At 65.2% G+C, this 19,662-nt stretch carries 21 protein-coding genes and 3 tRNA genes; 11 read left to right on the top strand and 13 right to left on the bottom strand.

The genetic code is table 11. The features are described 5' to 3' along the window. Positions 1 to 13 precede the first annotated feature (13 nt). From VDP74_RS05145 to VDP74_RS05130, 4 genes are all read right to left on the bottom strand, one after another. Positions 14 to 2,830 (bottom strand): EAL domain-containing protein, encoded by a 2,817-nt coding sequence (locus tag VDP74_RS05145; protein ID WP_322998556.1) that lies wholly within the window; start codon positions 2,828 to 2,830, stop codon positions 14 to 16. 280 nt (positions 2,831 to 3,110) lie between these two features. Further along, positions 3,111 to 3,187, bottom strand: a tRNA-Asp gene (locus tag VDP74_RS05140). Positions 3,188 to 3,207: 20 nt separating this feature from the next. Further along, a tRNA-Glu gene (locus VDP74_RS05135) sits at positions 3,208 to 3,283 on the bottom strand. Positions 3,284 to 3,304: 21 nt separating this feature from the next. After that, a tRNA-Ala gene (locus VDP74_RS05130) sits at positions 3,305 to 3,380 on the bottom strand. Positions 3,381 to 3,654: 274 nt separating this feature from the next. Between VDP74_RS05130 and bioB the strand changes: the two genes are divergently transcribed. Both bioB and VDP74_RS05120 read left to right on the top strand, forming a co-directional pair. Further along, positions 3,655 to 4,644, top strand: a complete 990-nt coding sequence (gene bioB / locus VDP74_RS05125) for a biotin synthase BioB (protein WP_322998555.1) — start codon at positions 3,655 to 3,657, stop codon at positions 4,642 to 4,644. A 6-nt stretch (positions 4,645 to 4,650) separates the two neighbouring features. Continuing rightward, positions 4,651 to 5,529 carry an EamA/RhaT family transporter gene (locus tag VDP74_RS05120; protein WP_322998554.1) on the top strand — a complete coding sequence of 293 codons (879 nt, stop codon included), beginning with the start codon at positions 4,651 to 4,653 and terminating at the stop codon, positions 5,527 to 5,529. On the opposite strand, the gene VDP74_RS05115 is transcribed toward VDP74_RS05120, so the two are convergent. After that, positions 5,461 to 6,834 (bottom strand): MFS transporter, encoded by a 1,374-nt coding sequence (locus tag VDP74_RS05115; RefSeq protein ID WP_322998553.1) that lies wholly within the window; start codon positions 6,832 to 6,834, stop codon positions 5,461 to 5,463. The genes VDP74_RS05120 and VDP74_RS05115 overlap by 69 nt on opposite strands. Positions 6,835 to 6,904: 70 nt before the next feature. Between VDP74_RS05115 and moaC the strand changes: the two genes are divergently transcribed. From moaC to glp, 5 genes are read left to right on the top strand one after another with little or no spacing between them, the layout of a single operon-like run. After that, on the top strand, positions 6,905 to 7,399 hold the full coding sequence (gene moaC / locus VDP74_RS05110) for a cyclic pyranopterin monophosphate synthase MoaC (RefSeq protein ID WP_322998552.1): 495 nt from the start codon (positions 6,905 to 6,907) through the stop codon (positions 7,397 to 7,399). Beyond that, on the top strand, positions 7,380 to 7,631 hold the full coding sequence (locus tag VDP74_RS05105; protein WP_322998551.1) for a MoaD/ThiS family protein: 252 nt from the start codon (positions 7,380 to 7,382) through the stop codon (positions 7,629 to 7,631). Before moaC ends, VDP74_RS05105 begins: the two co-directional genes overlap by 20 nt. Before the next feature lie 13 nt (positions 7,632 to 7,644). Beyond that, positions 7,645 to 8,121: a molybdenum cofactor biosynthesis protein MoaE gene (locus VDP74_RS05100; RefSeq protein WP_322998550.1), complete on the top strand. Its 477-nt coding sequence runs from the start codon at positions 7,645 to 7,647 to the stop codon at positions 8,119 to 8,121. Then, positions 8,118 to 8,645 (top strand): molybdenum cofactor biosynthesis protein B, encoded by a 528-nt coding sequence (gene moaB, locus VDP74_RS05095; RefSeq protein WP_322998549.1) that lies wholly within the window; start codon positions 8,118 to 8,120, stop codon positions 8,643 to 8,645. Before VDP74_RS05100 ends, moaB begins: the two co-directional genes overlap by 4 nt. A gap of 2 nt (positions 8,646 to 8,647) precedes the next feature. Next, on the top strand, positions 8,648 to 9,856 hold the full coding sequence (gene glp / locus VDP74_RS05090) for a gephyrin-like molybdotransferase Glp (RefSeq protein ID WP_322998548.1): 1,209 nt from the start codon (positions 8,648 to 8,650) through the stop codon (positions 9,854 to 9,856). Here the strand turns inward: glp and mobA are convergent. The 5 genes from mobA to VDP74_RS05065 form a co-directional block, all read right to left on the bottom strand. Beyond that, complete coding sequence (gene mobA, locus VDP74_RS05085) at positions 9,853 to 10,512, bottom strand: molybdenum cofactor guanylyltransferase (protein ID WP_322998547.1); 660 nt, start codon at positions 10,510 to 10,512, stop codon at positions 9,853 to 9,855. The two genes, glp and mobA, sit on opposite strands and share 4 nt — an antisense overlap. A 2-nt stretch (positions 10,513 to 10,514) precedes the next feature. Then, complete coding sequence (moaA, locus tag VDP74_RS05080; RefSeq protein ID WP_322998546.1) at positions 10,515 to 11,597, bottom strand: GTP 3',8-cyclase MoaA; 1,083 nt, start codon at positions 11,595 to 11,597, stop codon at positions 10,515 to 10,517. A 13-nt stretch (positions 11,598 to 11,610) separates the two neighbouring features. Beyond that, positions 11,611 to 12,072, bottom strand: coding sequence for a universal stress protein (locus VDP74_RS05075; protein WP_322998545.1), 462 nt, complete (start codon positions 12,070 to 12,072; stop codon positions 11,611 to 11,613). Between the two features lie 70 nt (positions 12,073 to 12,142). Further along, positions 12,143 to 12,505, bottom strand: coding sequence for a TIGR01244 family sulfur transferase (locus tag VDP74_RS05070; protein ID WP_322998544.1), 363 nt, complete (start codon positions 12,503 to 12,505; stop codon positions 12,143 to 12,145). Further along, entirely contained in the window at positions 12,502 to 13,290 is a 789-nt protein-coding gene (locus VDP74_RS05065) for a ChbG/HpnK family deacetylase (RefSeq protein WP_416232932.1), read from the bottom strand. Before VDP74_RS05065 ends, VDP74_RS05070 begins: the two co-directional genes overlap by 4 nt. Before the next feature lie 73 nt (positions 13,291 to 13,363). On the opposite strand from VDP74_RS05065, the gene VDP74_RS05060 reads away from it, so the two are divergent. After that, complete coding sequence (locus tag VDP74_RS05060) at positions 13,364 to 13,756, top strand: GtrA family protein (RefSeq protein ID WP_322998542.1); 393 nt, start codon at positions 13,364 to 13,366, stop codon at positions 13,754 to 13,756. Here VDP74_RS05060 and VDP74_RS05055 read toward each other — a convergent pair. Then, on the bottom strand, positions 13,716 to 15,371 hold the full coding sequence (locus VDP74_RS05055) for a glycosyltransferase family 39 protein (RefSeq protein ID WP_322998541.1): 1,656 nt from the start codon (positions 15,369 to 15,371) through the stop codon (positions 13,716 to 13,718). The genes VDP74_RS05060 and VDP74_RS05055 overlap by 41 nt on opposite strands. Then, on the bottom strand, positions 15,368 to 16,417 hold the full coding sequence (locus VDP74_RS05050; protein ID WP_322998540.1) for a glycosyltransferase family 2 protein: 1,050 nt from the start codon (positions 16,415 to 16,417) through the stop codon (positions 15,368 to 15,370). Before VDP74_RS05050 ends, VDP74_RS05055 begins: the two co-directional genes overlap by 4 nt. A 195-nt stretch (positions 16,418 to 16,612) precedes the next feature. On the opposite strand from VDP74_RS05050, the gene VDP74_RS05045 reads away from it, so the two are divergent. The 3 genes from VDP74_RS05045 to VDP74_RS05035 are packed head-to-tail and all read left to right on the top strand — an operon-like array spanning position 16,613 to position 18,801. Continuing rightward, entirely contained in the window at positions 16,613 to 17,035 is a 423-nt protein-coding gene (locus VDP74_RS05045) for a group III truncated hemoglobin (protein WP_322998539.1), read from the top strand. Further along, the gene (locus tag VDP74_RS05040; RefSeq protein WP_322998538.1) at positions 17,013 to 18,335 is read left to right on the top strand and encodes an NnrS family protein; all 1,323 of its coding nucleotides are present in this window, start codon (positions 17,013 to 17,015) and stop codon (positions 18,333 to 18,335) included. Before VDP74_RS05045 ends, VDP74_RS05040 begins: the two co-directional genes overlap by 23 nt. A gap of 16 nt (positions 18,336 to 18,351) precedes the next feature. Next, positions 18,352 to 18,801: an Rrf2 family transcriptional regulator gene (locus tag VDP74_RS05035; protein ID WP_322998537.1), complete on the top strand. Its 450-nt coding sequence runs from the start codon at positions 18,352 to 18,354 to the stop codon at positions 18,799 to 18,801. A gap of 106 nt (positions 18,802 to 18,907) precedes the next feature. Here VDP74_RS05035 and VDP74_RS05030 read toward each other — a convergent pair whose 3' ends face one another. Then, a complete protein-coding gene (locus VDP74_RS05030) occupies positions 18,908 to 19,654 on the bottom strand; it encodes a peptidylprolyl isomerase (RefSeq protein WP_322998536.1) in 747 nt (248 codons plus the stop codon). Positions 19,655 to 19,662: the final 8 nt, after the last annotated feature.

Here is a 19,662-nt window from a genome sequence, read left to right as displayed (position 1 = left end):
GGGATACCGGCCTTCAGTGCTTGAAGAGCGCGTCCTTTGAGTCTCTCAGGCGCCGCTCGAAACTGGGCTGGTCCAGCGGTTCGCCCAGCCAGAACCCCTGCCCCGCGTCGCACCCCATTGCCTGCAGCAGATCGTATTGGGCCTGATTGGTGATGCCCTCGGCAATCACGCGCATCCCCAGACTGTGAGCCAGGGTGATGACGGACTCGCAGACCATACGGGCGGCATCACCGCCTGGCAACTGCTCGGTCATCTCGCGTTCGAGCTTGAGCGTCTCGAAAGACAGGTCATGGGCCGCCAGCAACGCGGGCATGCCCACGGACACCGCGCCCACGCTGAAACGCATGCCGGATTGCCGCAGATGACGCAGGTGCTCGCGCACCAGCGGGCTGAGGTTCAGCACCAACTGTTCACTGAATTCCAGCGACAGGCTGTTGGCGGGCAGCGAGAGGGTATTGAGCAGGCTGAACACGGCATCCAGCCCGGACTGAGCCAGGCCCAACTGGCCGGGCGACACATTCACCGTCAGGCGCAGATCCGGGTCCAGGGTCTCGCGCCAATGGCTCAGCTGACGGATGGCCTCGTGAAACACCCAGTCGCCCAGCGGCTTGATGATCTGGCGTTCTTCGGCAAACGGAATGAAATCCATGGGGGCAATGACCCCGAATTCCGGATGGCGCCAACGCAGCAGGGCTTCGGCCTTGACGATGCGTCCCGTCTCGAAAGCATAAATCGGCTGATACAGCAGGAAGAATTGGCCCGCATCGATGGCTTCGGGCAGAGTCACCAGCAGATCGTGCTGCATGCGGGCACGCTCGCGCATGGACGGATCAAAATACCGATAGCAGTTGCGTCCTGCTGCCTTGGCCTGATACATGGCCATATCGACATGGCGCATCAGCATTTCCGCGTTGTTCGCGTCCTCTGGATACAGGGCGACACCCAGGCTGGCGGAAATCTGTATCTCGCTGCCCATCAGCAGATAAGGTTCCGTAATGCAGTCCAGCAGGCGCTGGCACAGGGCGTCGAGCTGCGGCCTGCCGGACACCCCGGTCGCCAGGATCACGAACTCATCGCCCCCCAGGCGGGCAATGAAGTGCTGGTCCTGATCGCTGCTGCAGCGACGCAGACGGTCGGCGACCTCGACCAGCAGGCGATCCCCCATCTCGTGCCCCATGGAATCATTGACTTCCTTGAAGAGGTCCAGATCCAGGAACAGCAGCGCCATGGATTGCGCCTGATGGTCGGCCTCGTCCACCGAGCCCTTCAGATGTTCGTTGAAATACTGGCGATTGGGCAGGCCGGTCAGCGGATCGTGATGCGCCTGGTTCCAGATGGCGGTCTCGACCTGTTTTTTCTGCGTGATGTCGCTGAGCATGACGACCCGGCAGTTGACCGAGCCGTCGTGATTCCAGGCGGTATCGAGCACGACGCGCTGGGCATATTCCTCGCCGGACTTGCGCTGCAGCCAATATTCGCCTTCCCAGCGCCCCTTGGTATTGATGGCATGCCACATCTGGTCGTAGAAATCCCGGTTGTGGCGGCCCGGGCGCAGCAGTATCAGGAGCTCGCCAGCCACTTCGTCAGGCCAGTAGCCCGTCATGCGGGAATAGGCCGGATTGACGTCGATGATGACACCCGTGGCATCGGTGATGGCGATGGCCTCTCCGCTGTTCTCATAGGCGATTGCAGCCAACTGGGCAGACGATTCCGCCTGTTTGCTTTCGGTAATGTCCTGGACCAGGCCGATGATTGCGGCATCATCCCCCGATCCGACCAGCGTGATGAAGGTTTCGATATCGAACAGAGTGCCGTCCTTGCGGCGGCCGTGGCGTTCGAAGCGTAATGTGGAGGTCTTCTGGCTGCGGCCCGATTTCAGCGCCTCGTCGACCAGATAGCGTTCCCGAGGCGCGATGATGGACAGCAGCGACAAGTGTCCGATCATCTCGTCGGGCTGATAGCCGAAGATGTCCGCCATTTTCTGGCTGACGAAACTGAAACGGTCGTGGGCGATCAGGAAAATGCCTACCAGGGCGTTGGATGCCAGGCCCTGGAAGATGATTTCGGACCGCTGCAAGCCGGCCTGATCGGCCCGCATCTGGGTGAGCAGTTCATGGACCTGCTGGCATCCGGTATTGTAGGCCTGGGCAATGTCGACGATTTCCGACGCCCCCGTGGGCGTCAGTTTTACGGTGAAGGTGCCCTGCATCATGGCGCGCATGGCGTTTCGCAGGGCCAGCAAGGGCAGCACCACGCCTCGACGCACCAGAATAAAGGCCCCCACCAGCACAGCCAGATCCAGCAGCACCAGAATCACCAGCCAATTGAAGGCCTGGTCCCTGGACTGATGCAGCAAGGGCATCAGGGCATCCTGCGCCGAATTCAGGGTGCTCAATAGGGCAGCGGCGTCATCGGCGATCCACTGCCGCTGCACGACGTGCGACTGGTCGGGACGATCTTCGGGCGCCACATCGCCGCGCGAATAGGAATCCAGCATCACCGCCTGCAGGCGCCCGCGCAACCCCAACCACTCGGTGCGGATCCTGGGCAGGAACTGGCGCACGGACGGCTGGTCCAGGGCCACGACCTCGCGCCCCCCGACGACCCCACCCCGATCCAGCGCCTGCAGCGCCAGATCCGTGGCATCGATTTCCTTGCTGATCTGCCCGGCCTGCAGCAGCCCGCCATCAGCCAGCCGCATCGCCCGCACCGCCAATTGCTGGCTGTAGGCGCGCATGCTGCCCAGGGTGGCGGATTGATCCAGCGCCGCATCGTAGCGCGACATCAGCGCTGACACCAGCAAGGCATTGCCCAGCACGAAAACCAGCATCAAACCATAGAATATGGCTGAAACGGCCCGAAGCCCGAGCAATGCCCGGGCGACAGGCCCTGCTGGTTTCAAAAATCGTGGGCGCATGCGATCCTGATGGTCAAGGTCTCGGCAGCGTAGTCCGCTATCGCGCATCTGCTGGCGCTGCCTCCAAGCATGTTACCGGATATGCCCGCAAAGACAATCCTGCACAATGCCGAATCCTGACGGGAGATCAAGCTTTTCAAGTAAAAAATAAAAAGCCTGATGACCCACTGAGTCATCAGGCTTTTTGAATAGTTGGCGGAGCGGACGGGACTCGAACCCGCGACCCCCGGCGTGACAGGCCGGTATTCTAACCAACTGAACTACCGCTCCGCAGCGGTGCCAGAAAATCCTGGCGTCCCCTAGGGGATTCGAACCCCTGTACTCACCGTGAAAGGGTGATGTCCTAGGCCTCTAGACGAAGGGGACAGCACATTCATCGACGAAGTTTGGTGGAGGTAAGCGGGATCGAACCGCTGACCTCTTGCATGCCATGCAAGCGCTCTCCCAGCTGAGCTATACCCCCAAACAAGGTCTTCATCAATGAAGAAGCGAGATTATGCATGAGTTTTTTGGCCTGTGCAAGTCGCCCTCTTTATAATTACAAATGGATGCAATTTGATCGCAGACAGGCTCCACTGCCCATATAACGGATGTGGCCGGGAGAATGCGCACAGTTTGACGCCAGATTCACCAACAGCATCGAAAACCCTTTATTTTCAATAAGCTTTCGCATTTGCCACAAGCGGAGCCGCCCCCTACTATCCGGGCTGTTTTCCACTGATCTGGCAGATTTTCCCATGAGCTTCAGCATTCGCCACGAAACGCTGTCACGCATCTGGCCCGTTTCCGACATTCTGGATCTGTTCGCCCTGCCCTTCAATGATCTGCTGCTGCAAGCACAGACCATCCATCGCCAGCACCATCCGGCCAACGCCGTGCAGCAGTCCAGCCTGCTGTCGATCAAGACCGGCGCCTGTCCGGAAGACTGCGCCTATTGTCCTCAATCCTCCCGCTATGCGACTGCGGTGGAACAGGCTCCCCTGATGCCGCTGCCGCAGGTGCTGGAAGCAGCCCGCCAGGCCCAGGCTGCGGGCGCGCAGCGGTTCTGCATGGGCGCAGCCTGGCGATCCCCGACCGAACGCCAGTTGGACGACGTGATCGAGCACGTACAGGCGGTCAAGGCCCTGGGCATGGAAACCTGCGTGACGCTGGGCATGCTCAAGCCCGGCCAGGCCGAGCGCCTGAAGGCTGCCGGCCTGGACTATTACAACCACAACCTGGACACGGCGCCTGAATACTACGGCGAGATCATCCACACCCGGACCTACGACGACCGCCTGCAGACGCTGCAGCGGGTACGCGACGCGGGCTTGAAGGTCTGCTGCGGCGGCATCGTCGGCCTGGGGGAGTCACGCGAGATCCGCGCCGGCCTGATCGCCGCCCTGGCCAACCTGGACCCCTACCCGGAATCCGTGCCCATCAACCAGCTGGTCAAAGTCCCCGGCACGCCACTGGCGGACGCACCCGATCTGGACCCGCTGGAATTCGTGCGCACCATCGCCGTCACCCGCATCGTCATGCCCAAGACCGTCGTGCGCCTGTCAGCCGGGCGCGAATCGATGCACGACAGCACCCAGGCCCTGTGCTTCATGGCCGGCGCCAATTCGATCTTTCATGGCGAACAGCTGCTGACCACCCCCAATCCGCACACGCAGGCCGATGCCAGCCTGTTCCAGCGCCTGGGCCTGGTGCCCATGCCCCAGCCCACCGAAGCCCACCTTTCCTGAGCCGCCATGCACACCTTGACCCTGAGCATCACCTTCAGCGTAATGGTCTCCGTTTTCCTGAAGCTCGCCCGACGCTGCCAGGTGCACGTCGACCAGGCCATCGCCGTGAACTACGTCACTGCCTGCGCGTTGTGCCTATGGCTGCTGCGCCCGCCCCTGGAATCGCTGGGACAGCAGACGCCGGCCGGTTGGGCATTGCTGGGCCTGCTGGGCGTGCTGCTGCCCACGGTCTTCCTGATCATGGCAGCCGCTGTGCGCCAGGCCGGCATCGTGCTGAGCGACACTGCCCAGCGCCTGTCCCTGATCATCCCGATCCTCGCGGCCTTCCTGGTGTTTCATGAAGCCCTGTCCGGCATGAAGGGCCTGGGCATCCTGCTGGCCCTGGGCGCGCTGGCCTGCCTGCTGCGCCGACCGGCCAGCACCGCTCCGGCTGCCGGACATCCGGGCGACGCAGCACACCACAAAGGCCGTCTTGCATGGCTGACGCTGCTGGGGGTCTGGGCGGGCTACGGCACGATCGACATCCTGTTCAAGCAGATGGCGCGCACCGGGTCCGGCTTCACCAGCACGCTGCTGCTGAGCTTCGTCCTGGCCGGCGCCCTGATGGGGCTGTGGCTGCTGATCCGTCGCACGCAGTGGCATGCCCGCAGCCTGGCATCCGGCATCCTGCTGGGCGCGCTGAACTTCGGCAACATCTATTTCTACATCCGGGCGCACCAGACCTACCCGGACAACCCGACGCTGGTCTTCGCCGCCATGAACATCGGTGTGATTTCCATCGGCACGCTGGTGGGCGCCGGGTTGTTTCGCGAACGCCTAAGCCGGACCAACCTGGCCGGCATCGGCCTGGCGCTGGCCGCCATCGTGCTGCTCTTCCCCCGCTGAGCCCGCCGGAGCGTCGCCCATCGCCGCCTGCAGGGTGGCATCAATGACAGGGTCATGAGAAATATCGTGCTGGATGTCGACCCGGGGATCCAGCACCGCCATGACGTGGGCATTCTGCAGGGTATCGGCCATGGGCACGAACTGCGTGGGGGCGTCGGGACTGACATGGGTGCCCTTGACCCGCTGTTCGCGAATGAACAGCACCAGCACGGCCGAACACGCGGACACGAACACGAAATAGACGTCGCTGCCCCAGGTGCGCATCAACAGGCCTGCCAGCAGCGGCCCCAGACAGGCGCCCACCCCATAGACCATGTACAGCAGCGCGCTCAGGCCCACGCGCCGTTCGGGATCGACGTTGTCATTGGCGAAGGACGTACCCATGGGATAGAGCGTGAACTGGACGATCCCCAGAATGACCGAGAACGCCACCAGGGCCGGATAGGAAAACTGCAGCCAGCCCCACAGCGGAACGCCCAAGACCACCAGGATCAGGGCGCCAAAGCGTATCAGTTTCACCCGGCTGGTGCGGTCCGCCAGCCAGCCCAACGGCCACTGGAAGATCAGCCCGGCAGCCAGGGACGCAGCCAGGAACACCCCCACCTGATGGTTGTCCATGCCGTGCTGCAACCCATACACCGGCGCCAGACCGTAGAAGGCGCCATTGAGCATGCCGGCGACGAACAGCACCGTCATGGACATGGGCACGCGAGCCAGGTAATAGCGCAGCGCCAGGGGTGCCGGGACCTGCAGGGCCGGGTGCAGGCGCCGCGTCAGCGTGATCGGGATCAGGCTGAGCACACTGCAGATCGCGACGAACACCAAAGGCTGGTAATTCAGGTCCGGGAACAGGCCCAGGGCCAGTTGGCCCAGCACCGTGCCCATGCAGGTCGCCACCATGTAAAAAGCGAACACCGTGCCTCGGGCGGAATTCTCGGTCTGTTCATTGAGCCAGCTTTCGATGGCCACGAAGAGGCACACCATGGCCACCCCCGCCACGAAGCGCACTGCCAGCCAGAACCACAGATCGTGGATCAGGATCATGACCAGCACGGTGATGGTGGTCAGGGCCGCGCAGGCCGCATAGGTGCGGATGTGGCCGACCTGGATGATCAGGCGATAGCCGAATCGCGCCCCCAGGACCAGGCCCAGGTAATAGGACGCAATCATGGCCCCCACCCAGACCTCGGACACCGATTGCGCCGTCAGCCGCAAGCCCAGATAGGTATTGAACAGGCCCGAACTGAGCAGCAGAATCAGAGTTGCCAGGTACAGGGAAAAGAAGGCGCCGATCGTCTTGGCCATGGAAAAGTCCGGTCAGAGCCGCGCCGTGTCCCGGCAGCAGTCTGGATGAAATATCCGATATGATAGAACGATGAACGAAACCGAAGTATCGCCCACTCTGACGCACCTGGATGAACACGGCCAGGTCCGCATGGTTGATGTCGGCGCCAAGGCCGCCACGGCCCGCACCGCCATCGCCGAAGGCCGGGTGCGGCTCAACCCGCATGCCTGGACACTGCTGTCCGCCCAGGCCAACGCCAAAGGCGAGGTCCTGAACACTGCCCGCATCGCCGGGATCCTGGCCGCCAAACGCTGCGCCGAATTGATCCCCCTATGCCACAGCCTGCCGCTCAGCTTCGTGGGGGTGGATTTCAGCGCCGACGACGCCAGCCACACCCTGACGATCCGCAGCACCTGCCGCACCAGCCACCAGACCGGCGTCGAAATGGAAGCCATGACCGCCTGCACCGTCGCGGCCCTGACCGTCTACGACATGTGCAAGGCCGCCGATAAGGGCATTGTGATCGATCAGGTCCGGCTGGTCTACAAATCCGGAGGTAAAAGCGGTGAATGGCGCAACGATTGAAGTCCTGTATTTTGCCCAGGTCGCCGAACACCTGGGCACCCGCCGCGAAACCCAGGCGCTGGACGCGCCGATTTCGGCCGGCGCCTGGCTGGACGCCCTGGCGGCACGCTGCCCGGCCCTGGGTCCGGTAAACCGCCTGAAACTGGCCATCAACCAGGAACACGCCGGGCGCCAGGACACCATCCGCCCCGGCGACGAGGTCGCCGTCTTCGAACCCGTGACCGGGGGCTAGGGCCCTGCATTCGATGACCGACATGGTTGTAATTCAGACAGAGCGCTTCGACGTGGCAGCGCTGATCGATCGGCTGCAGGCCCGCACGGCGGGCCGGGCAGGCGCCCTGGTGCATTTCCTGGGCACCGTACGCGACTACAGTCCCGACGCCGGGTCCCGCAGCCTGTTCCTGGAACACTATCCGGGCATGTGCGAACGCGAGATCCAGGCGCTGTGCGAACGCGCAAAACAGCGCTGGGACATTCTGGATACGCTGGTCGTGCACCGCGTGGGCGAACTGCCGCTGGGCGACCCCATCGTATTCGTAGGAGTCGCCAGCGCCCACCGGGGCGAGGCTTTCCGCGCCTGCGAATACATCATCGACACCCTGAAGACCCGAGCCCCCTTCTGGAAGCGCGAGACGCTGGCCGATGGGCAGGCGTTCTGGGTGCAGCAGCACGATGCCGATGCCCTGAAAACCGAACAATGGGACATTCCTTCCGAACCATGAAAGCCGATCCGACCCAAGCCCCCGTCAGCCTGCAGTGCGCCGTGCTGACCATCTCCAGCCGCCGGCAGGCGCAGGACGACACCAGCGGCGACTACCTGGATCAGGCCCTGCGCTCGGCCGGCCATACCGTGCAAGCCCGCAGCCTGTGCCCGGACGACCGCTATCAGATCCGCAGAATCCTCAGCGACTGGATCGCCCACCCGGACATCCAGGTCATCCTGTGCAACGGCGGCACGGGCTTCACCCATCGAAAGTCCACCATCGCCGCCGTCACGCCCCTGCTGGATCAAGCCGTGCCGGGCTTCGGAGAACTGTTTCGCCATCTGTCCTGGATGGACATCGGGGCCTCGTCCCTGCAGTCCGACGCGCTGGGCGGCATCGCCAACGACACTCTGGTGTTCTGCCTGCCGGGCTCGACCGGCGCCTGTCGGCTGGCCTGGGAAAAAATCCTGCAGCCGCAGCTGGACAGCCGCCAGCCGCCCTGCAACTTCGCCAGTGCCTACCGCGCCCGGACCCCGGACTGATCATGCTGGATTTCGACAGCGCTCAAGCTCGCCTGGCGGAACGCGCCCGCCTCCCGGTCCAGCAGGAAACCCTGCCTCTGGCGTCCCTGCCCGGCCGCGTGCTGGCCGACGACATCGTGGCCGCACTGGACCTGCCCCCTGCCGACAACAGCGCCATGGACGGCTACGCCGTGCGGGCAGCGGACACGGCCGCAGCGCCCGTCACCCTGCCTGTCCAGCAGCGCTGTTTTGCCGGCCAGGCGCCCGATGCGCTGCTGCCCGGACAGGCGATCCGCCTGTTCACCGGCAGCGTCATCCCGGCGGGCGCCGATACCGTCGTCATGCAGGAAGACTGCCGGGAAGAAGAATCTGGCGTCACCTTCCAAGCTCCAGCACCGCCAGACCAGCACATCCGCCACCGTGGCGAGGATATGCGGCGTGGCAGCCGCATCCTGGCTCGGGGCACCCTGCTGGGATCCGGACAAATCGCTGTCCTGGCGGCCCAGGGGTTCGCGCAGGCATCCGTCTACGCACCGCTGAAGGTCGGGATCCTGACCACCGGAGACGAACTGATTCCCCCTGGCAATCCGCTGCCGCCCGCCGCGATCTATAACTCCAACGCCCCCATGCTGGCCAGCCTGTGCCAAGGCCTGCACACGGCGCCGGTCCTGCTGCGCCACGCCCGCGACGACGCCCAGGCCATCGAATCGGCTCTCCAGGAACTGGCCCAGGCCTGCGACCTGGTACTCAGCGTCGGCGGTGCTTCCGTCGGTGAAAAAGACCTGGTCAAACCGGCCATCGAATCCCTGGGCGGCACGCTCGACCTCTGGCGAGTGCGCATGAAGCCAGGCAAGCCGGTCGCCCTGGCAGACCTGAACGGCCGGCCCATGGTGTGCCTGCCCGGCAATCCGGTGTCGGCCTTTGCAGTCTTCACCTTGTTGGTCAGCCCACTGATCCGGGGCCTGCAGGGCCGCGTCCAGGTGTTGCCGCCCACCCGGCGCGGCATCCTGCGCACGGACCACCCTCTGGGTGGGGATCGCGATGATTTCATCCGCATTCAGGCCAGCCTGTCGCCCGACGGCACCACCCTGCTGACGCCTCACTCGCAGCAAAGCTCCGGGGCCCTGAGCAGCCTGGCCTGGGCAGATGGGCTGGCGCGGATTCCGGCCGGCAGCCGCCTGTCGTCCGGCGCCGAGGTCAGCTGGTACGCCCTGTCGGACTGGTTGCGCTAAGGCTGGGCCCAGCGCCCCCAGTCCTGGGGCGTGTTCAGGTTGACCAGGCAGTCCGGCCCGGCAAAGTCCACCGGCCGGGCCTGGCAGCCCTGCAGCCAGGCCTGCACCTGGCGTCCCCCCGACTGCACGAAGGCCTGCAGGCCCGCATGCTGCTGGCGATGCAGCAGCACGCACAATGGGTGCGGGCCATCCGGGGTGCAGGCATAGGCAGGGTGATCGGGGCGCGCGGCGGCAGCCAGCTGATTCAACAGATCGTTCGGCCAGCGCACCACGTCTACCGGCAGCACGAACAGCCAGGGAGATTGCGCCTGTTCCAGCCCCGCCAGCACCCCAGCCAACGGCCCGCAATCCTGCCGCTCGGGCGCATCAGGCACGACCTGGCCGTAGGCCGCATAGGCCGGCGCATTGCGATTGGCGCTGATATGGATCCGATCAACGCCCTGACCCTGCATGAAGCGACAGACGTAGGCGACCAGCGGCTGGCCTTGCCAGTCTTGCAGGCCCTTGTCGATATCGGGAGTGGCTGGGGTGCGCATGCGCCGCGATTGGCCGCCCGCCAGGATCAGGCCATCGATTCGCCCACAGGCGGGATCATCCGGCGCAACAGCCGTGCAAGCACCGGATGCCCAGGCGTCGGACGGAACGGAGGCGGACACGGTCAGCCCCCGATGTAGCTCATTTCGATCTTGTGATCGCGGTGCGCCTGGCCGCGCCGTTCGGAATAGCGATCGTCGCGAGCCAGCCAAACGCCGGCCAGCCGGTCGCGCAGGGCCTGATCGTCGGCGCCGGAGCGCAGCAAGGCCCGCAGGTCGTGGCCCTGTTCGGCGAACAGACAGGTGAACAGACGCCCTTCGGGCGATAGACGCAAGCGCGTGCAATCGCCGCAGAAAGGCTGGGACACGCTGGTGATCAGGCCGATCTCTCCTGCTCCGTCGGCGTAGGCCCACCGGCTGGCGACTTCGCCACGATACTGGGGCTGGGCTGGCTGCAGGGGAAATTCGCTGGCGATCAGGCGCACGATATCGGCACCGGTGACGACTTCGTCCATGCGCCAGCCATTGGTATTGCCGACATCCATGTATTCGATGAAGCGCAGCACATGGCCTGTGCCCCGGAAATGGCGGGCCATGGGCAGGATCTGGGCGTCATTCATGCCCCGGCGCACAACCATATTGACCTTGACGGGCGCCAGGCCTGCAGCGGCGGCGGCGTCGATGCCCGCCAGCACCGTGGCGACGGCCACGCCGCTGTCGCTCATGCGTTCGAACAGTGCGTCATCCAGGGCATCCAGGCTGACCGTGACACGGCTCAGGCCGGCGCGCGCCAGGGCATCGGCCTTTTTCGCCAGCAGCGTGCCATTGGTCGTCAGCGTCAGTTCAGGTGCCTGGCCGTCAGGCGTGCGCAACTGTGCCAGCATGCCGACCAGGACTTCGATCTGCTTGCGCAGCAGCGGCTCGCCGCCCGTCAGGCGGATCTTGTGCACCCCCTGGGAGACGGCCACGGCCGCCACCCGGGTGATTTCCTCGAAGGTAAGCAAGGCGCTGTGCGGCAGGAATACGTGATCGGACCCGAAGACCTCGCGCGGCATGCAGTAGGTGCAGCGGAAATTGCAGCGATCCGTGACGGAAATGCGCAAATCGCGCAGCGGCCGCCCGAATGTGTCGCGCACGGCATCGCCCGGCGCCAGATCGGGCGCCGGGCGATGTTGGTCTTCGAGCCGATGGAAAATGACGCGGCTCATGGGGCAACCGCGATCAATCGTTTTCCTTGACGCGATAGACCAGGGTGGCGACCTTCGCCAGGCCCAGGACCTTGACCGTGACACTGCCCAGCAACAGGCGGGACAGGCCACTGCGGCCGTGGCTGCCGATGAAGATCAGGTCGCAGTCTTCTTCCTTTGCGGCATGGACGATGCCATCGGCCACATTGAAATTGGACACGGCGCGGCCGGTGGCCTTGACCCCGGCGGTCGCGGCGCGATCGAGCACCTGCTGCAGGTACTTCTGCGCCTGTTCGGCCGCTGTGCGATCGTAGTCTTCGTCCGTGATGGCATAGGCGGCGGCCATGCCGTCGAACCCGACCGTGGCGGCGAAAGGCTGCGTGACATGCAGCGCGACGACTTCGGCCCCGATCGTACGAGCAAAGCAGACACCCTTGTTGGCGGCCTGGGCCGAGAGCTTGGAGCCGTCCGTAGGGATCAGGATTTTCTTGAACATGCGCGGATCATCCAAAAAGCTAAACAGAGACTTCAGCATACCTGCTGGGCCAACGAAATAACAGTCGGGATCAGCCCTGGGATTGATGTGAAGCAGATTCCTGGGCGGCCTGAAACAATTTGGTGCAACGTCCGCCCGACCGGCAGAAGGCCAGCACAGGGCCGGGGAGTTCCTGCAGCAGGTGGGAAAAATCGGCCACATCGGCGGCCGTCATGGCGCCACTGACCACGGGCTGATAGCGCGCCTGCAGGCCGGCCTCGCGGGCGGCTTCCAGCACGTCGTCCGACAGGGGCTGGTCGGGGCCGCCTTCGCCGTCCGGGCGATTGATGATGACGGACTTGAAACCGGCATCGGCCAGGGCCTGCATGTCGGCAGGCTGCAACTGCCCCGTGACGGCAAAATCGGGGGCCAGGGATTGATAGGATACGGTCATGAGGGCTCCTTGCGGGGTTCCGTCCCCGCGATCGTCAAATGATGATCGGCCAGCCACTGCGCCATCGACGCACCGGCCAGCACGGCATATTCGGCCTGGCGCTGGGCGGCCAGCGCATCCAGCGGATCGGCGCCCCAGGCCGGGTGGCACATCAGCGTGTCACCATCGCGGGCCTGGGCCAGCCAACGGGACATCCAGGCCTCATAGGCCGGGACGCCACCCTTGAAATCATACACGCCCAGAAACCCGGAATTCTGCGAAAACCCTGCGGCCAGCGCCCGACGCCGCAGGCCTGCGGCCCCCAGGCCGGCAATGACCCGCGCCTTGAGCCGCAACCGCCAGGGCAGGCCTGCCAGACGGGGGCGGCCGGTGTCGCGAATCCAGGGCCCGGCCGCGGTCCCGCCACCAGACGCCCCCCCCAAGGCAGCCAGCAATTGATCGCGCACCCCGGGCAGTTGATGCACGTGCTGGTGGCCATCCACATAGTCTGGCCGGCGGCCCGTCAGTGTCTGAAAGAGATCGAGTTGCCGATCGATGCTGTGACGCACCTGGTCCAGAGGCAGGCGGCCCAGGTAGGCGGTCTGGATCAGGGTCTTCAGGGGCAGGCACACCCCGGGCTGGCCGAAGGATTCGGTCAAGTTCAGGTGCAGGCCGACCTGCAGGCGGGTATCGAGCAGGGCCGGCAGGTCCTGCATGGCAGCGGGGCCATCGACCAGCAGGCTGGTGGCCGACAGACGCCCCAGTTGCGCCAAGCGCAGGATGCCGGCATCGACGGCCGTGTTCATTCCGAAATCGTCGGCGCACACTACAATGCGGCGGTATCCGGAAGGGGAGCTGGCGCGCGAGCGGTCAGGATTCATGTTCAGAAAACTCTATACCCAGATCGGCTGGTTCGTCATTGTAGGCTGCGCAGCGGCGGCCACTCATTGGGCGGTCGCCGTCGCCTGCGTGGCCTGGGCGGGGCTGGCGCCGCTGCTGGCCAATGTGGCGGGGTGGCTGGTGGCTTTCGGCGTATCGTTCACCGGCCACTACCGGCTGACGTTCCGCCATCAGCAGGCCCCCCTGCTGCAAGCGGCCGTGCGATTCTTTCTGGTGTCCGCCCTGGGGTTCGCCGTCAATGAAGCCGCCTATGCCACTCTGTTGAACATCACCCCGATCCGTTACGACATCCTGCTGGCGCTGGTGCTGATCGGCATTGCCGGCATGACCTTCATTCTGGGGCGTTACTGGGCGTTTCGCCACAACCGCTGACGGCATCCCCGGCAGCGATCCGCCACAGGCCCATCTTGCGCGACTGCCCCACCGGCGCCCGACCGGCCAATGCCGGCAGACGGTCGGCTTCGTCCAGCCAAGCCATCAGCCACGTCGTCGGATGACCGGGCTGGCACAGGGCATCCTGCAGACGCGACGGCTGCCACAGCACGTCCGCCCCGTGATCGGGCATGAACGCAGCGGCATCGGCCAGTTCGCGGCGCCAGTCGTCGCCCTGGAGGACGCCGGGATCGTCCCAATTCGTCACCACCACGATGGGAGACCGCCAGTCGGCGTACATCGGCACGTCGTAGGCGAACTGGTTGAACATCACCAGACGATCGCCCGGCGCGGCGGACTGCGCCAGCGTCTGCGCCAGGGATTTGGAACTGCGCTGCGGAAAGGCCAGCAGGACCACCACCGCCAGCAGGCAGAGGCCCAGAGCGACCAGGGCGTGGCGCATCAGGCTGCGGCGCACGTCCGGGGCGGTTTCTTCCTTGCGCTGTTCGAAGGTTTCCTGGATGAACCAGGCCAGCGGCGGCAGGACGGCGATCACGTAACCGACCAGCTTCGAGCTGGGAATGGAAAAGAACACCAGCACGACGGCCAGCCAGGACAGCATCAGGCCGCGCAGGACCCGGCGATCCACCTGTTCGGACCGCCTGGCCGGCGGCACGAACCCCGCATGCAAAGGCCCGTGCAGATGCAGCCAGCGCCAGAGCTGGATCGACCAGGGCAAGGTCAGGCCCAGCACGACCGGCACGTAGAACCAGAAGGGATGCGGATTGTTGAAGCCGGTTTCCAGGAAGCGCTGGAAATGCTGATAAACGATGTAATAGTCGAAGAATCCGGGATGGCGGGCCTGCATGGCCACCATCCAGGGCAGGATGAGCGCGAGGAACAGCAGGATGCCGGGCCACCACAGCAGGCGGCCCATCGCCCGGTACTGGCGCCGTCCCAGCAGCCAGAAGAACAGCACGCCGCCCGGCAGCACCACGCCGATCAGGCCTTTGGCCAGGAAGCCGGCGGCTGCCAGCACGTACATCCCCAGGATGGCCGCGCGGTCGGAACGCTGCTGTTCGCGGCGGAACACCGCATCCGCCCCCGTCATGACCGTCAGGCTGATCAGGGCGGCCACCAGCATGTCCAGGTTGGCGTAATGCGCGGCGCCGAACAGAAAGGGCTGCACCGCCAGAATCAGCACCGTGCGGCCAGCAGCGGACACCCGCGCATAGCGACGCAAAAAGAGATAGAACACCGTGACCATCAGGGTGGCCGACAGCACCGACACCAGGCGGCCGGCCCAGGCATTGTCACCGAATACCGCCAGGGCACCGGCCGTCAGCCAGTAGAACAGGGGCGGCTTGTGAAAGAACGGCATGCCGTCCAGGCGCGGCGTGAGATAGTCGCCCGACATCAGCATGTGCCATGCCACCCCCACATAACGGCCCTCGTCGGGCAGCAACAAGGGATACGTCCAGGTCGTGGCGGCCAGCCAGACAAAAGTGAGCGCCGCCACCCAGATCCAGGAGGCCCGCGCCTGCAGGGCCTGCCAGACAGATTCGGCGCCATCGACCAGACGATGGCCCGCGTTACCGAAGCCGAGCGGGCTCATGCCTGGCCACCCTCGGGGTGATCGGCATCGCCATCCGCTGCGGCCGCCTGGCCAGTCCGGCCGGGGCCTGACGGGGCATCCACCGAGCCGGCATCGGCCCGCAGCGACGCCCCACCCCCGACCCGTTCACGCAGCAGGTAGACAGGACGCCCCTTGACCTCGGTGAAGATGCGCGCGACGTATTCGCCCACGACTCCCAGGGACATCAGGTTGACGCCGGAAAAGAACAGGACCACTGTGATGAGCGTGGCCCAGCCGCGCACCGGGTCGCCGAACATCAGGTGGGTGACGATGATCAGCAAGCCGTAGATGAAAGCCACCAGCGACAGGCAGGCGCCCAGCAGGCTGAGCAGGCGCAGCGGCCAGGTGGTGAAGGCCGTCAGGCCGTCGACGGCGAAACGCAGGAGTTTCAATGGATGAAAGCGGCTGACCCCGTGCCGGCGCTGCGGCGGCGTGTAGGGCATGGCCTCGGACTCGAAACCCACCCAGGCAAACAGGCCTTTCATGAAACGGTCGCGTTCGGGCAGGCTGAGCAGCGCATCGACCACGATGCGGTCCATCAGGCGGAAATCCCCTGCATTGGGCGGCACGGAACGGCCATCGGACGTGCGCATCAGGGCATAGAACACCCGCGAACCCACGCGCTTGAATGAACTTTCATCCTGGCGAGTGGCGCGCACGGCATAGACCATCTGCACACCGTCGTTCCAGCGATCCAGCATGGCCGGAATCATCTGCGGCGGATGCTGCATGTCGGCATCCAGGCAGACCACGACCGAGCCCCGGGCGGCCTCCAGGCCGGCCGTCAGGGCGGCTTCCTTGCCGAAATTGCGCGACAGGCGCAGGTACACGATCTGGGGATGCAGGCTGCACCAGTGCCGCAGCAGGTCCGGTGTGCCGTCGGTGCTGCCATCGTCCACGACGATGATTTCCAGAGCATCCACCCGGGATTCCAGGGTCGCCAGCAGCTCGGGCAGCAAAATGCCCAGGTTGGCCTGTTCGTTCAGGCACGGCACGACGCACGACAGAATCACAGGTTCGGACATGAGCACCAGTGGGATGGCAATAAGTGGATTCCGGCAGACTTGCCAGAGAGACGTTGATGATAACTGAACGGCGGCCCGCCCGGCCATCCAACGGACGGTTTCCAGCAGCTTTTCCCCTGCCTGCGCAGCTTTACGCTCATCCATAAAGATTCATATAATAGGCATCTTCAAGAATCCATCGACTGCGAGACCTGCATGGACGACTCCTTTGTCTGCACGGAAGACGACATCGTCAACCTCGTCCACCACTTCTATCGACGCGTGCGCCAGGACGCGGTGCTGGGGCCGATCTTCGATGACCACATCGACGACTGGGACGAGCACCTGGAACGCATGGTGCGCTTCTGGTCGTCGCTGCTGCGCCGCACCGGCACATACAGCGGCACACCCATGCCGCGCCACGTGGCGCTGCCTGGCCTGGAAGGCCCCATGTTCACCCGCTGGCTGGATCTGTTCGGCGAAACCCTGGGCGAATTCGACAATCCGGCCTTCGTCGCGCTAGCCCGGGACTTCGCCCATCGCATTGCCCGCAGTCTGTGGTACGGCTACCAGATCAGCCACCACCCTGATCAACCCATGACCGAGTTCGACGCCCATGTCCCATCTGCTGAACATTGAAGAAACCCCCGCCCGAGCCACTCCGGCCGGCCCTTCCATGGCGGCCTTCCTGGCGCTGGGTTTCCGCCCCTTGTACATCGCTGGCGCCAGCTGGGCAGTGATTTCGATCGCCCTGTGGATCTTTGCCCCGCAACTGCTGGGCGAGCCGCTGACCCTGGTGGCCTGGCACGCGCATGAAATGCTGTGGGGCTTCATCATCACCATCGCGATCGGCTTCCTGCTGACGGCCAGCGCCACCTGGACGGGATTCAACCCGCTGCAGGGCCGGCCCCTGGCCGGCCTGTGCATCCTGTGGTGCATCGCGCGCATCGGCTTCCTGGCTGGTGGCCTGACCGGTTTCTGGATCGCGACCGCCGCCGAGCTGCTGTTCTTCCTGGGCGCTGCGGTCGCCCTGGCCCGTGTCATGTTCAAGGGCCGCAGCCGGCGCAACTACGGCCTGCCCGCCCTGGTCCTGGCACTGGGCATCGCGGACCTGCTGTATCTGCTGGCGGCCCTGCAGGGCGACTACCTGGCGCTGATGGAACGCTTCGACCTGGGCCTGATCGGCATGGCCGTCGTGGCCTTGCTGATCGCCCGCCGGGTCATCCCATTTTTCGCCATGCGCATGGTGCAAGGCCTGCAAATCCCCATGCTGGTCCGGTCCGGGCACGCGCAGATGATCTTCAGCGTCCTGGCCCTGGCGGCCGGCGTGCTGGCCCAGATCACCGACGTTCCCATGACGCCGGGCAGCGGCCCCCACACCCTGACCCTGATCATGGCGGCCAGCCTGGGCATCACCGGCCTGATCAGCCTGGGCCAGCTGGCCTGCTGGAAACCCCAGGCGGTGCTGCGCAAGCCCATGCTGTGGATTCTGTACCTGGGCTACGCCTTCATCGGCATCGGCCTGCTGGCCGCCGCCTGGAAATTCAGCAACCTGTTCGACCCGGCCATTCTCAACGGCGTGCTGGCCCGTGGCGCCACCCACGTGCACCTGATCGGTCTGGCGGGCTTCTGCATCCTGATCATCGGCATGCTGACACGCACCGCCCTGGGCCACCTGGGGCGCCCCCTGGCGCTGGATCGCAGCATGCTGGCGGGCCACTGGCTGATGGTGCTGGCCGCCCTGCTGCGCCTGGCCGCGCTATGGCCCTCGGCCGCCAGCCTGCATCTGCTGCACCTGGCCGCGCTGGCCTGGATTCTGTCGCTGGGCCTGTACCTGTGGCGCTTCGTGCCGATGCTGATCCGCCCGCGGCCGGACAAACCTGCCCCGGTCGCTGCCCCCAAAAAGGCCGCCGGGGTTCAACCCGCTCAGGCCCGCTAGCCGGACGGCCGCCACCATGCGACTGACCAACATGAGCGACTATGCGGTCCGGCTGCTGATGTATCTCAGCAGCCACCGCGACCGGCTGTGCACGATCGCCGAGATCGCCCAGTTCTACGGAATTTCCGAACCGCATCTGATGAAGATCACGCACCGGCTGGCCCAGCACGGATGGATCCGCACGGTGCGCGGCAAGAACGGCGGCATGGAACTGGCCCACGAACCGCACGATATTTCGCTGGGCGCCCTGATTCGCGACATGGAAAACGACCTGGCCCTGGTCGAATGCATGGGGCCCGGCAACCACTGCATCCTGACTGGCCACTGCGGCCTGAAACCCGTCATCGCCGGGGCGCTGCAGGCGTTCATGGACTATCTGGACGCCCGCACCCTGGCCGACGTGCTGCCTCCGGCCCCGCCCGACACGGTTCGGATCGTTCCCGAGCGCGTGGCTACGCGGGCTTAGAGCAGCCCGGGCTAGAACAGCCCTTTCGCCGCCGGGCCGCCCCAAGGCGAAAGGCGCCCCCTCGGGGGGCAGCAAGCGGCCGCAGGCTGCGCAGCGTGGGGGCCCCCTATTGCACCAGCGGGGAATCCGCCCCCTGCATCGGGATTCCCTGGATCTGCGCCGCGCCCACCAGCTGCTGCAGATACTGATGCACGGCACGGCGGTAGCTGGATTCCTCCAGCCACGCAGCCAGCCGGTCATGCGCCTCGTCAAAGGGCACGATCCGGCCTTCGACCTTGCGGCCGGTGCGCACGATATGAAAGCCGAAGCGCGTCTCGATCAGCTCGCCGGCCAGGGTGTATTCCGGCAGGGCGAACACGGCCTTTTCAAATTCCGGCACCATCTCGCCTCGGCTGAGTTCCCCCAGGGAACCGCCTTCCGCCCCCGAAGGGCAGTTGGAATATTCGCGGGCGAACTGGCCGAACGCCCCCAAGCCCTGGCGATGCAGTTCGGCCAGGTGCAGATTGGCGCGAGACCGCAGCTTCTGCACGTCCAGGCCCGAGGTCGCCTGGAACAGGATGTGCCAGACCTCGATCAGGTCGCCTTCGCGGAACTCATCGGGATGCTGGTCATAGTAGCGCCGGCAACTGGCCTCGTCGGCCTGCGGGGTACGCACGTCTTCGGTCAGCACCGCAGCCAGAAGGGCCTCGTCGCCATCGGCGTTCAGGTCCAGTTCGCCGCCCCGCTGGCGGATCAGTTCGCGCAGCACCAGTTCCTGCCCGGCAGCCAGACGCGGGTTGGCTTCCTGTTCGTGGTTCGGCACCTCGGCCAGGATATCGGCCTCGGCGATGACGACGTCGTTCACAGTGATCATGAGCAATC

Source organism: Castellaniella sp. (assembly GCF_034674885.1).
GTDB lineage: Bacteria > Pseudomonadota > Gammaproteobacteria > Burkholderiales > Burkholderiaceae_B > Castellaniella.
The sequence above is the reverse complement of the archived record's forward strand: the minus strand, read 5'-3'. Positions and strand labels throughout refer to the sequence as shown.

Coding starts and splice junctions, on each gene's coding strand:
- moaB (WP_322998549.1), top strand. CDS start 8,118: ATGAAAGCCGATCCGACCCAAGCCCCCGTCAGCCTGCAGTGCGCCGTG.
- VDP74_RS05050 (WP_322998540.1), bottom strand. CDS start 16,417: ATGTCCGAACCTGTGATTCTGTCGTGCGTCGTGCCGTGCCTGAACGAA.
- bioB (WP_322998555.1), top strand. CDS start 3,655: ATGAGCTTCAGCATTCGCCACGAAACGCTGTCACGCATCTGGCCCGTT.
- VDP74_RS05055 (WP_322998541.1), bottom strand. CDS start 15,371: ATGAGCCCGCTCGGCTTCGGTAACGCGGGCCATCGTCTGGTCGATGGC.
- VDP74_RS05045 (WP_322998539.1), top strand. CDS start 16,613: ATGGACGACTCCTTTGTCTGCACGGAAGACGACATCGTCAACCTCGTC.
- VDP74_RS05115 (WP_322998553.1), bottom strand. CDS start 6,834: ATGGCCAAGACGATCGGCGCCTTCTTTTCCCTGTACCTGGCAACTCTG.
- moaA (WP_322998546.1), bottom strand. CDS start 11,597: ATGAGCCGCGTCATTTTCCATCGGCTCGAAGACCAACATCGCCCGGCG.
- moaC (WP_322998552.1), top strand. CDS start 6,905: ATGAACGAAACCGAAGTATCGCCCACTCTGACGCACCTGGATGAACAC.
- VDP74_RS05100 (WP_322998550.1), top strand. CDS start 7,645: ATGACCGACATGGTTGTAATTCAGACAGAGCGCTTCGACGTGGCAGCG.
- VDP74_RS05075 (WP_322998545.1), bottom strand. CDS start 12,072: ATGTTCAAGAAAATCCTGATCCCTACGGACGGCTCCAAGCTCTCGGCC.
- glp (WP_322998548.1), top strand. CDS start 8,648: ATGCTGGATTTCGACAGCGCTCAAGCTCGCCTGGCGGAACGCGCCCGC.
- VDP74_RS05145 (WP_322998556.1), bottom strand. CDS start 2,830: ATGCTGGTTTTCGTGCTGGGCAATGCCTTGCTGGTGTCAGCGCTGATG.
- VDP74_RS05065 (WP_416232932.1), bottom strand. CDS start 13,290: ATGAACACGGCCGTCGATGCCGGCATCCTGCGCTTGGCGCAACTGGGG.
- VDP74_RS05120 (WP_322998554.1), top strand. CDS start 4,651: ATGCACACCTTGACCCTGAGCATCACCTTCAGCGTAATGGTCTCCGTT.
- VDP74_RS05040 (WP_322998538.1), top strand. CDS start 17,013: ATGTCCCATCTGCTGAACATTGAAGAAACCCCCGCCCGAGCCACTCCG.
- VDP74_RS05035 (WP_322998537.1), top strand. CDS start 18,352: ATGCGACTGACCAACATGAGCGACTATGCGGTCCGGCTGCTGATGTAT.
- VDP74_RS05070 (WP_322998544.1), bottom strand. CDS start 12,505: ATGACCGTATCCTATCAATCCCTGGCCCCCGATTTTGCCGTCACGGGG.
- VDP74_RS05030 (WP_322998536.1), bottom strand. CDS start 19,654: ATGATCACTGTGAACGACGTCGTCATCGCCGAGGCCGATATCCTGGCC.
- VDP74_RS05060 (WP_322998542.1), top strand. CDS start 13,364: ATGTTCAGAAAACTCTATACCCAGATCGGCTGGTTCGTCATTGTAGGC.